The sequence below is a fragment of the Ruegeria sp. AP7 genome (genome assembly GCF_056539905.1).
In genome coordinates this window covers 163628-175366 of sequence record NZ_JBQFVT010000007.1, presented here as the reverse complement: position 1 = coordinate 175366, position 11739 = coordinate 163628, and the positions used below count along the sequence as shown (strand labels likewise).

Sequence of the window (11739 nt, the reverse complement as noted above, 5' to 3'; positions counted from 1 at the left end):
CGACATGGCCGCACTTACTCCGATATCCCGCAAACCACTTTCAATGGTCCTACCCAGCGTCGCGCTGGCTGGAGCCTTCGCCGGTATCTTTGTCGGCGCGGGCAATGGGTCGATACTGCTCGGCATAATAGGTGGGGCTGCTCTGATCGCAGCCGTGGCCTGGATCTACATCACGGTCCTCAAGAATGAGAAATTGGCCCGCTGGATTAACATTCTGGGCTTTGGCATTATCGGTTTTCTGTTCTCTGGCGCGATGGGTGGCGTTCTTGGCCTGCTGGGCGGATGGTTCTTCGTCTGGTTTATCTATTGGCTGTACGAAGGCCGTTATCGTCAGAAATTGTTGCCGTACCTGACTCCGAAACAAGTGTTCTATCACTACCTGTTCCGGGTGATCTGCGGTGCGATTTTTGTCTTCCTGATCACCCCGATTCTCGTGGTGCTGCCGCTGTCGTTCAACGCGCAGGACTTCTTTACCTTCACGCCGGAAATGTTGCGTCTGGACCCCGAAGGGTATTCGCTGAAGCATTATCGCGACTTCTTTACCAACAATGAATGGCAGCGCAGCTTCAAGAACTCGCTGATCATCGCCCCGATTGCGACAATCATCTCGGTCTCGCTAGGTACGCTGGCAGCCATTGGCCTCAGCCAGAGCCATGTTCCCGGCCGCCGCGCCATCATGGGCATTCTGATCTCACCCATGATCGTGCCACTGATCATCTCGGCCACCGGCATGTTCTTCTTTTACAGTGATATCGGTCGCTTCATGGAGGGCACGCTGGGCATGAACAAGAACTTCGTTGGCTATGTGAAAGTTATCCTTGCCCACGCCGTTCTGGGAATTCCATTCGTGATTATCACCGTGACCGCGACGCTGGTCGGTTTCGACCGTTCACTGACGCGGGCGGCGGCGAATATGGGCGCGGGTCCGGTGCGGACGTTCTTCAAGATCCAAATGCCCTTGATCCTGCCGGGCGTGATCTCGGGCGGTTTGTTTGCCTTCATTACCTCGTTTGACGAGGTGGTTGTGGTGCTGTTTGTCGGCTCGGCCAGCCAGAAGACCCTGCCCTGGCAGATGTTCACCGGCCTGCGTGAACAGATCAGTCCGACCATTCTGGCTGTGGCGACAATCCTTGTTGTGATCTCGATCGCGCTGTTGACCACAGTTGAATTGCTGCGCCGCCGGTCCGAGCGTCTGCGGGGGCTTTCCCCGTCTTGACGCAGGCCCGCGCGTGATCTAACGATTCACCCGTTCATCCCAGCCGCGATGGCGTCGCGGACACACTGGGATGATCGGCTCTCGGAACCCGAGACCGCCTGTCCTGAACGCCGGGACAAGTGGCCGGGTTTGCCGCCCGGCAAAGATGAGAGACCTTGTGATGACAGACACAACAAAACGCCCCGAATTCTTCACTTGCCACAATGGCGACAAAGCCCCCCTTCCATTCAGCAAGGGCGAATACGACCGCCGCCTTGGCAAACTGCGCACCATCATGGCCAAGCATGACATCCCTGCAGTCCTGCTGACATCGATGCAGAACATCGCCTATTATTCTGGCTTTCTGTACTGTTCCTTTGGTCGCCCTTACGGCTGCGTGGTGACACAAGATGCCTGCACCACCGTTTCGGCCAATATTGACGCGGGCCAGCCGTGGCGGCGCTCGGTCGAAGACAATGTCATTTATACCGACTGGAAGCGCGACAATTACTGGCGTGCAGTGGCCAACCTGATCGGCGGGGCCAAGCGAATTGGTATCGAAGGCGACCACATGACTTTGGCGGCGCGCAACACGGCGCTGGACATGCTGGGTCAGCCGGAACTGATCGACATCGCGCCTGACACGATGTTTGCCCGCATGGTGAAATCCGCAGAAGAGATCGAGTTGATCAAAGGCGGCGCGCGTACCGCTGACGTCGGCGGGGCTGCCATCCATGCGGCCATCCGCGAAGGCGCGACCGAGATCGAGATCGCCATGGCCGGTCGCGACGCGATGGAAGAGGAAATCGCCCGCGCCTACCCGGACGCCGAGTATCGCGATACTTGGGTTTGGTTCCAGTCCGGCCTCAACACCGACGGTGCCCACAACCCAGTGACCAAACGCGCGCTGCAAAAGGGCGATATACTGTCGCTGAACACCTTCCCGATGATCTCGGGCTACTACACCGCGCTGGAGCGCACCTTGTTCCTCGGTGAACCCGATGCAGACAGCCTGCGCCTGTGGAAAGCCAATGTAGCCGCGCATGAGCTGGGCCTAAGCCTGATCAAACCCGGCGCGACATGCTCGGGCATCACCGCTGAGATCAACCGTTTCTTCGCAGATGAGGGCCTGCTGCAGTACCGCTCGTTCGGTTACGGCCATTCCTTCGGCATCCTCAGCCATTACTACGGGCGCGAGGCCGGTCTGGAACTGCGCGAGGATATCGACACGGTGCTGGAGCCCGGCATGGTTGTTTCAATCGAGCCGATGCTTTGGATTCCCGAAGGTCAGCCCGGCGCAGGCGGATATCGTGAACACGATATCCTCGTGGTCGGTGAGGACGGGGCCGAAAACATCACCGGTTTCCCCTACGGCCCCGGCCACAACATCATCGGCGCGTAAATAAACAGGTGGGGTGCAATAGCAGCCCATTACCTAAAATAGCGCAGACAAACGACAAAAAGGCTCGAAGCGCATTGTTCGCTCCGAGCCGAACTTAAACAATGCTGCAATTTTCACGAACGCAGGTTCGATTTGACATGCAACAATTTTGTTGCATTATGCGGCATGAGCGTTCAATTCGACCCGCAGCTAAGCATTCTTTTCAGCGCCCTCGGTGACACAACGCGCTTGTTGATCCTTGATGAGTTGAGAAAACGAGAGCACCAGACGCTTTTCGAGCTCTGCGCAAGACTGTTCGAAGAGCATTCAGTCACAATATCCAGACAAGGCATCACAAGACATCTGAACACTTTGGAGCAGGCTGGTCTCATCGCCACGACCTGGCGAGGGCGCACCAAGATTCACACGCTTGTATCAGCGCCAATTTCGGATGCAATCAACCCCTGGGTGGAACTATATTCTCAAGGAGACACTAGATGAAAATGTATATGAAAAGCATCGCTGTTGATGATCAGTCCAAGGCTCTCGATTTCTACACCAACAAACTTGGGTTTGTTGTGAAGCATGATATTCCCCTCGGAGAATATCGTTGGCTGACATTGGTCTCCGACGACGATTCAGATGGGGTGGAGTTGGGCCTTGAACCGAATGCACATCCTGCTACGCGCGCCTATCAGGAAGCACTTATGGCTGACGGCATTCCCGTTTCAGCGTTCAGCGTTGAAGATATCGATGCAGAAGTTGCCAAACTGGAATCTAAAGGTGTCGAGTTCACACAACCTCCTGTGAAGGCTGGCGGTGCGACCATGGCTGTATTTGATGACACCTGCGGAAACCTTATCCAATTGGTTGAACTACATGTTTGAACGGCAAGCATAAGATATCCATCAATCCATGAACTGGGCATTTGTTGAGCCCGTATCATCGGTGGCAAAGCACAGCGCTGCGGACATTCAACATAGTTAGCTCCCGAAGAAGCCTTCGGGAGCTTCTGTTCGAAGCGGCTTTATTAAGAGCAAGGCGTTTCGCCCGAACATGCACCACGAAATGCAAAGGACGAAGTGACAAGCCGTATCTTCTATCGCTGTGCGCGTTCGTGAAAGATGAAACCAAGAAAATTCAGCAACAACTGCGCCGCCAGAATCTGGGTGCTTTCGGTGGGATCATAGGCAGGTGCGACTTCGACCAAATCGATGCCAACAACATTTCCGCGCTTGGCCAGTCCCTGCAGAATCTCCAGCACGTCATAATATAGAAATCCGCCGTGGCTGGGCGTGCCGGTGCCTGAGGCTATCGAAGGGCAAAACGCATCGATATCGATCGTCACATAATACCGCGCCCCTTCTGGAATGCGTGCTAACACGGCCTCGGTTCCCAGCTTACGTACCTGCCTTACCGACAAGATGTCCGAACCACGTGCACGTGCGTCCTCGTACCCTTCCTTAGCGGTTGAGGATACATTGCGAATACCAAGCTGCGTCATGCCCGAAACATAATCTTTCTCAATCGCGCGCCGCATCGGGTTACCGTGTCCGGCGATAACGCCGTGGCGTTCATCCACGAAATCCAAGTGGGCATCGATCTGAACCACATGTATTGGCCCATTCTGTGCACAATCCTGGGCAAAGGCGTTGATGCATGGGATGTTGATCGAATGATCGCCGCCAATGGTCACGGGCATAGCCTTCGCCTGCAGGATTTTACCTACGCCATAAGCGATATTTGCATGGCTCTCTTCGGTCTTGGTGTGGATAATATCTGCGTCCCCAAGATCAACCATCCGCACCGAGCTATCCAAATAGGTCGCATCATCCTCGTGGTCATAAGCACCGGCATGACCAAAACTGAACAGGGTCGAGGCCTCGCGCACGGCTCGCGGACCAAACCGCGCGCCCGGCCGCCACTGGGTCCCGAAGTCGAACGGCGCCCCCAATATCGCAACATCTGCATCGATAGCATTCCAATCCGCGACGTAAGGAGATTTTGCGAAGGTAGAAATACCAACAAACGGTAGATTCAATCTGCCAGATTCATAGCCATGATCCTGCATGGGGTGTTTTCCTTTTTGTATTTCCCGGCAACAGTTATCGAAAAAAATCCGATCCCCAGAGCTTTGTCGAGCATCATGTGCAGAGAAACGCACGATGTCGAGCCAACGAAACCTGCCAACATCCAAATTACGTTTCGGGGGTTCATAATAATAAGTCGCTACGAATGTCAGGTCGCGGCACGTAAGAAATAATTGGCTTCATAGTACCAACAACCGACCTCTTTAACTCGGGATGTTACGAACGCCTCACGCGGGTGTTTCGTGTATGTGAAGAGGTTTGCAGGCAGAATGGGCGCGAACGAAACCGGAGGATGCCATGTCGATCTCTCGCCGAGGCTTTGCGGGACTTCTTAGCGCTGGGATGGTCTTGCCCACAACGCTGTGGGCACAGGAAGACCCTGTATATGAGGCCGTGCGTTCAACCGTGTTTGGAGATAATGCGGAATTCGAAGCCGGTATGGAGTTTCTGACCGAGAGAGATAACCCCGATGTTGTCCCAGCGCTTTTGACTTCGATGCGGTTCAGCGGACGTCGCGTACGCGACATCGCCAAAGTCATGGAAGCTTTGACCGGAGAAAACCACGGCACGGATTGGTTCGAATGGATGCTATGGCAGGAACGGAACGCACAGATTGTTCCCCATCCGTCACTCGCGCCCTTCAAACGCGAAGTTCTATTGGGGATTGATCAGAATTTTGACCTGTTTCTGCGACCTGAGTATCTGAAACGCGACAAAATGAAGATCCGACTGGAAGAGATATCCTGGGGCGGCGTGGTCAAGGATGGCATCCCGTCACTGGATAATCCCAAACTGATTTCAGCAACGCAGGCAGATTATCTGAAAGACGATGATTTGGTCTTTGGCGTTTCGATCAACGAAGACGAGCGCGCTTATCCTCTGCGGATCATGGGCTGGCATGAGATGTTCAATGATGTAATCGGCGGCGTTCCGGTTGCGCTGGCTTACTGCACACTTTGCGGTTCCGGAATCTTGTTTGAAACGCAGGTCGCAGGGCGACGGAAACCCTTTATCTTTGGTTCATCCGGTTTCCTTTATCGTTCAAACAAGTTGATGTTCGATCGTGAAACGCATTCGCTCTGGAACCAGTATACCGGCAAACCTGTTGTAGGCCCGCTGACAGAAAGTGGGATCGAGCTTAGGCAGCGCCCGGTGGTGATTACACGTTGGGATAGCTGGAAAGCCTCACATCCCAATACCCGGGTTCTGTCGCTGAACACTGGTTATCGACGCAACTATGGATCCGGTGTCGTGTATCGTGACTATTTTGCCTCGCCTGATCTGATGTTCCCTGCGCTGGTCGATCAATCCAAGCATCGACAAAAAGACTATGTGTTTGCCGTTCGCCAATTTGGCGCAGCACGGGCCTGGCCTCTGGATGCGTTTAAGGGCAAACCGGTCATCAATGATGCAATCGGCGGGCGGAACCTGATGCTGATGGGCGATCCAGACAAACGCAGCGTGCGCGCGTACGAACGTGGTCCGCATCAGTTTCGTGCAACACCAAACGGCGGGTTGCTCGACGAAGCAGGGACCAAATGGACCGTCACCGAAGAGGCGCTGGTCTCCCCGAATGGTACGCAATTGCCGCGGGTAGCCGGGCATATTTCCTACTGGTTTGCCTGGGATAACTATCTGGGTGATGCAGCCAGCGTTTATGACGGCTGATCAAGAGTGTTCTTCGGCCGCTGTCGCGGCCAGTGCGCGGTTATACGCCTTGAGTGCGTCGACGTGATAGAGCGCTCCGACGGGATCCTCACACCCCTCTTCGTCGACTATGACAACCGGGATACAGGGGATGTCGTCGCGATCAAAATAGGGCATGGCAGCCTCGAGCGTGGCGCTGGCCTTGACGCAAAGCCCTTGTTCGATCAGCGCCTGCGCTTCTTCTTTCGTTATTGAGCGGGTGCCACCAAGCGGTCGCATCACGGTGCCCGCCCGCAGCATGGCCAGCAAATAGGCCTGAGGCCCGGCGGCCAGATGCACATTGCGACGTTCCAGCTGTGTCAGGAAGAACGACCGGTCCACCAGACGCGAGGCCAGCGCTGTGGACATCGAGACCGAAACCATCACAGCGAGGCCGATCTGCCAATCTCCGGTCAATTCAAAAACGATAAGCGTTGTCGAGATCGGAGCACCCAAAACCGCCGCAGCAACGGCACCCATCCCGGCAAAGGCATAAAGCGTATGAGTTCCCGACACGTCGGGTAGTAGGCCGGTGGCGATCAGACCAAAAGCCAACCCGGTCAGCGCCCCAATCATCAGTGAAGGGGAAAAGACTCCGCCCCCCATGCGCCCACCCATGGTGATGGCAACTGCAACTGTTTTCACAACGGCCAACACAATTGCCGCAGTTAGCACTATGTCACCTGTCAGGGCGCGTATTGTCGTTTCATAACCCACGCCGATGATATGGGGGAACCAGATCGCCAATAGACCCAGCATCGCACCAGACACTGCCGGGCGCAGCCAGCCTGGTAGCGATAATCGATTTTGGATGTGTGTGCCGATATCTTCAGCAAAAAAAATCGAGCGCATCAGCAGCAACGATACCAAGCCACAGATCAGTCCGAGGATCAGAAAGGCAGGCAGTTCGACATAAAACTGCAGCGAACCGGGTGTGTCCAATGTAAACTCGGTCACGTCGCCATAAGCCAGACGGTTGATCACGGTACCCGCAACAGATGCGATAACGATTGGGGCAAAGGCATGCACGGCAAAATGGCGCAGCACAACTTCAAGCGCGAACAGCGCTCCTGCAATTGGGGCATTAAAGCTGGCTGAGACAGCGGCAGCCACTGCACAGCCTAAAAGATCACGCCCAGTGATCCCATCTGCGCGAATACGGTCGCTGACCCAGGTCGAAATAACCCCTGCCATATGCACGACCGGCCCCTCTCGGCCCGTCGAGCCACCCGAGCTTAGCGTGATCAACGAGGCAATGAATGATGCGACACCGGCCTTTTTCTCGACGCGCCCATCAGTTATGGCCGATCCCTCAATCACATCCGCGACTGAACGTACCCGTCCATCATCTGTAAATCGGTTTAATAGAACCCCGACAACCAATCCGCCTATGACGGGTGTGATGAATATCCAGAACCAGTGCAGTTTCTCAGCATGGCTATGAAGGAAAAGAATGTTGTCAGTGCTATAGAGATAGGCTTGCAGCGACGCGATGGACATCCGGAACCCCAGCGCCATGAAACCAGCAGCGATCCCGATGATCAGCGCGATAAACCAGAATTGTATCTGGCTGGGACCACGATGGAGCATCACGCGCCAAGCATCCTTCAGGGCCGACAGCGCCTGATTGAATTGATTACGCAGCACAGTGCGGGTGGACTGGGTCATTGGCCCTCATGGGGATCGCGTAAGAATGGTCGCTGACCTTTAGTAAGCGACGTGGAGCGCAGAGAAAAGTCGGTTCACGGTGGTTTGTTTACAGGCGTTGCGCGTTAAGCCTCAAGCAGGGCACGGGCTGCAGCGCGCGCCTCATCCGTAATTGTGTCACCCGCGACCATGCGCGCAATCTCATCAATGCGATCAGGATCGGACAATGGGGTCACGGTTGACAGGGTCTGATCCCCTGCCACCTGCTTCTGCACCCGCCAATGATGTGCTGCGCGGGCAGCGACCTGCGGCGAATGCGTCACCACCAACACCTGCCCACCCCGTCCCAGCGACGACAGACGCCGCCCGACCGCATCAGCGGTGGCTCCGCCAACGCCCCGGTCGATCTCATCAAAGATCATTGTGCGGGCGCTATCCTCGCCGGTCAGGCAAACCTTGAGTGCCAGCAGAAAGCGGCTGAGTTCCCCGCCCGAAGCGATCTTGTTAAGTGGCCCTGAGGGCGCCCCGGGATTCGTGGCGACGGTAAAGGCTACTGCATCGATGCCCTCGGGACCGGGATCGCCAGGCGCAATCCCGGTCTGGAAAACCGCGCGTTCCATTTTCAACGGCGCAAGTTCCCCCATGACCGCTTTGTCGAGCGCTTTGGCTGCAGATTGCCTTAAAGAACTAAGAGCTTCAGCTGCCTTGTCATAAGTCGCCTGTGCAGCGGCAACGGCAGCGCGCTTATCGCTAATATCTGCATCGCCGGCGTCTAATCGGTTTAGACGGTCGCGCAGCGTATCAGCGAAGGAACCCAATTCGTCTGGTGCCACATCGTGTTTTCGGGCCAGTGCGCGGATCGCAAAGAGACGCTCTTCGATCTGCTCCAGCTCCGAGGGGTTAAACTCAAGCGCTTGCAGGCAGGAATTCACACCATCCTGCGCCTCACCCAATTCGATTAGGGCACGGCCAAGCGCAGCGATGGGTTCTTCTAACTGCCCCTCCGCATGGTCCGAGACACCTTCCAGCCAGCGCACTGCGTCGGCTAAGGCGCCTTCGGCCCCATCTCCGCCCATCAACGCAAAAGCGCGGGCTACGTCATCGCGGATGCGCTCGGCCCCCTGCATCATACGGCGGCGAGCGTCGAGGTCGGCATCTTCACCCGGCTGCGGATCTAGCTTGTCCAACTCAGCCACGGAATGACGCAAGAACTCTTCCTCCGCGCGCATGGAGGTCAGCGCAGCTTCGGTCTGAGCCAACACTTTTCGAGCGGTGGACATTTGACCCCAGGCGGAGCGAACAGCAGCAAGTTTGTCCTCTGCCTCTGCATACGCATCCAGCATTGCGCGATGGCCACGCGGATTCAGCAAGCCCCGGTCATCATGTTGGCCATGCAACTCGATCAGGGTTTCTGACAAAGCCCGCAACACCTCACCCGTGCAACGACGATCGTTGACCCAAGCAGTCTTACGTCCCTCAGCCGTATTGACCCGACGCAGGATCAATTCCTCGCCCCCAGGCAAACCGGCGTCTGCCAACACGGCATGGGCAGGATGGCCTTCAGGTAACTCGAACTCAGCGACAACCTCGCCTTGTTCAGCGCCTTGACGGACCAGTTCAGCCCGCCCGCGCCAACCCAACACAAAACCCAAAGAGTCCAGTAGGATCGACTTGCCTGCCCCGGTTTCACCGGTCAAAGCGTTCAAGCCCGGCTGGAACGTCAGCTCCAACCGGTCGATGATCAGCATGTCGCGGATATCAAGGGCGCGCAGCATCGGGTCTTAGCGTCCCACGCCTTTAGCCATCGCGTTTACAACCACTCACCTTTGATGGTCTGGCGATAGATCGTGCTGAGCCAGTTATTGCCTCGGCTCTTCAGATCCAGCCCGCGTGAGGTCAACAGTGTGTAACCTGCATCGTACCATTCAGAGGATTGATAGTTGTAACCCAGAATTGCTCCGGCGGATTGCGCCTCATCTACTAGACCCAGTGCCAAATAAGCCTCGATCAGACGATACAGCGCCTCAGCCGTGTGCGAGGTGGTTTGGAAATCTTCAACCACAACACGGAATCGGTTGATGGCCGCAGTAAAGTGGTCCTGACGCAGGTAATAGCGCCCGATCTCCATTTCTTTTCCGGCCAAATGGTCAAAGGCCAGATCAAATTTGAGAACCGCTGAGGTGGCATATTCGCTATCAGGGTAGACTTCGATCACCGTACGTAGGGCCTGCAGCGCTTGAAAGGTCAGGCCCTGATCGCGACCAACTTCGTCGATCTGATCATAGTAGCTGAGCGCCAGAAGATATTGCGCATACGCCGCATCTTCGTCGGTTGGATAGAAATCGATGTATCTCTGCGCAGCGGCGCGGCTTTCTTCGTAGTTTTGATCCGAATGAAAGGAAAACGCCTGCATGATCAGCGCTCGCTTGGCCCAGTCGGAATAGGGATAAAGCCGCTCGACCTCAGAGAAATACCACGCCGCGTCGTCAGAACGGTTCTGAGACAGCTCATATTCACCACGGGTATAAATCTGTTCTGGTGTGAAACTTTCGAGGTTCTGGTTGCGGTCAGCGCCCTTTTTTCTGAAAAGGCCTCCGTCCCCGCACGCCGTCAAAGATGCTGCCAGAAGAATCGCCGCTGCGAATCTGACTGCCGCTTTGGTGCCAACCATTCCGCCCATCCTTGTCGTTAACTTAGCGGGATTTATCCCTGATCGGACCTCGGTCTAGCACATAAAATTCCAGTGCAAAACGCCTTATCCACCCTATAGACGCAAATGTCGCCAGAGTTGACCAGGTCACGCGACTTGTGGAATTTCACTCCGCACCAGACCCTGACCCGGCAAGCGTGCGGCTTGTTCAGGCGTACATAGGATCGGGCGCACCGCACCAGGTGTCTCGAACAGCTTGCGCAGCAGCGTGTTGGTCATAGCATGACCCGACTTTTCACCGGTAAAGCGACCCAGGATCGGACCGCCTGCCAGATAAAGATCACCCAAGACATCTAGCATCTTGTGACGCACGGCCTCATCAGCGTGGCGGAAACCACCCGGTGTCAGAACTTCGTCACCTTGCACAACGACCGCGTTTTCCAGCGTTCCACCCAACGCCAGACCATTCTCGCGCATCGCCTCAACATCCGTACGGCGGCAGAAGGTGCGGCTGTCGCACAATTCTCTCGCAAAGGATCCGTTGCGCATATCCAGAACTTTGGTCTGACTGCCAATAGCGTGATCTTCAAAATCAATGTGGAATTCGATCTCAAGCCCTTCGGCAGGAACGATCGACGCGCTTGCGCCCTCGCGCGAAACGGTGATCGGTTTGAGAACTTCGTAGGCCAGCACAGGGCTCGCCTGACGACGCACACCTTTAGCCATGATACCGCGAACGAACTCGACCGACGAGCCATCCATGATCGGAACCTCGGGGCCGTCAATCTCGATCAGAGCGTTATGTATGCCGCACCCGGCGAGTGCCGCCATGATATGCTCAACCGTCGAAACCGAAACATCCGCTTCGTTTACGAGACGGGTGCAAAGCGGCGTGCGTTCGACAACATCGTAGATTGCGGGAATCATCGCATTGCCCAGCTCGATATCAATCCGTTTGAACCAGATTCCATGACCTGCTGCCGCAGGCTTCAGAACCATCGTCGCAGGCTTGCCGCTATGCAGCCCAGTGCCCGTAAACGTGACTGAAGATTTGAGCGTATGTTGCAATGTGAGCCTCGATGAATTGTGT

10 protein-coding genes are annotated in these 11739 nt (G+C 55.8%); 5 read left to right on the top strand and 5 right to left on the bottom strand.

What is annotated here, in order from left to right; genetic code table 11:
- The first annotated feature begins 4 nt into the window (after positions 1–4).
- From ACR0KN_RS14460 to ACR0KN_RS14445, 4 genes are all read left to right on the top strand, one after another.
- Positions 5–1216 (top strand): ABC transporter permease, encoded by a 1212-nt coding sequence (locus tag ACR0KN_RS14460; RefSeq protein ID WP_010442568.1) that lies wholly within the window; start codon positions 5–7, stop codon positions 1214–1216.
- 160 nt (positions 1217–1376) lie between these two features.
- On the top strand, positions 1377–2597 hold the full coding sequence (locus ACR0KN_RS14455; RefSeq protein WP_480654492.1) for an aminopeptidase P family protein: 1221 nt from the start codon (positions 1377–1379) through the stop codon (positions 2595–2597).
- Between the two features lie 165 nt (positions 2598–2762).
- Positions 2763–3077 carry an ArsR/SmtB family transcription factor gene (locus ACR0KN_RS14450; RefSeq protein ID WP_170543638.1) on the top strand — a complete coding sequence of 105 codons (315 nt, stop codon included), beginning with the start codon at positions 2763–2765 and terminating at the stop codon, positions 3075–3077.
- Entirely contained in the window at positions 3074–3463 is a 390-nt protein-coding gene (locus ACR0KN_RS14445) for a VOC family protein (RefSeq protein WP_170476921.1), read from the top strand. The genes ACR0KN_RS14450 and ACR0KN_RS14445 overlap by 4 nt, the downstream gene beginning before the upstream one ends.
- A gap of 212 nt (positions 3464–3675) precedes the next feature.
- Here ACR0KN_RS14445 and speB read toward each other — a convergent pair whose 3' ends face one another.
- Complete coding sequence (speB, locus tag ACR0KN_RS14440; protein WP_480654489.1) at positions 3676–4647, bottom strand: agmatinase; 972 nt, start codon at positions 4645–4647, stop codon at positions 3676–3678.
- A 316-nt stretch (positions 4648–4963) separates the two neighbouring features.
- Here speB and ACR0KN_RS14435 point away from each other — a divergent pair, with 316 nt between their 5' ends.
- Positions 4964–6334, top strand: coding sequence for a DUF3179 domain-containing protein (locus tag ACR0KN_RS14435; RefSeq protein WP_480654487.1), 1371 nt, complete (start codon positions 4964–4966; stop codon positions 6332–6334).
- On the opposite strand, the gene ACR0KN_RS14430 is transcribed toward ACR0KN_RS14435, so the two are convergent.
- The 4 genes from ACR0KN_RS14430 to lpxC form a co-directional block, all read right to left on the bottom strand.
- Positions 6335–8020, bottom strand: coding sequence for a chloride channel protein (locus tag ACR0KN_RS14430; RefSeq protein ID WP_480654485.1), 1686 nt, complete (start codon positions 8018–8020; stop codon positions 6335–6337). It abuts the gene before it with no gap.
- Between the two features lie 104 nt (positions 8021–8124).
- On the bottom strand, positions 8125–9774 hold the full coding sequence (recN, locus tag ACR0KN_RS14425; RefSeq protein ID WP_480654483.1) for a DNA repair protein RecN: 1650 nt from the start codon (positions 9772–9774) through the stop codon (positions 8125–8127).
- A 35-nt stretch (positions 9775–9809) separates the two neighbouring features.
- Positions 9810–10670, bottom strand: coding sequence for an outer membrane protein assembly factor BamD (locus ACR0KN_RS14420; protein ID WP_170476932.1), 861 nt, complete (start codon positions 10668–10670; stop codon positions 9810–9812).
- 126 nt (positions 10671–10796) lie between these two features.
- Positions 10797–11717 (bottom strand): UDP-3-O-acyl-N-acetylglucosamine deacetylase, encoded by a 921-nt coding sequence (lpxC, locus tag ACR0KN_RS14415; RefSeq protein WP_480654481.1) that lies wholly within the window; start codon positions 11715–11717, stop codon positions 10797–10799.
- Positions 11718–11739: the final 22 nt, after the last annotated feature.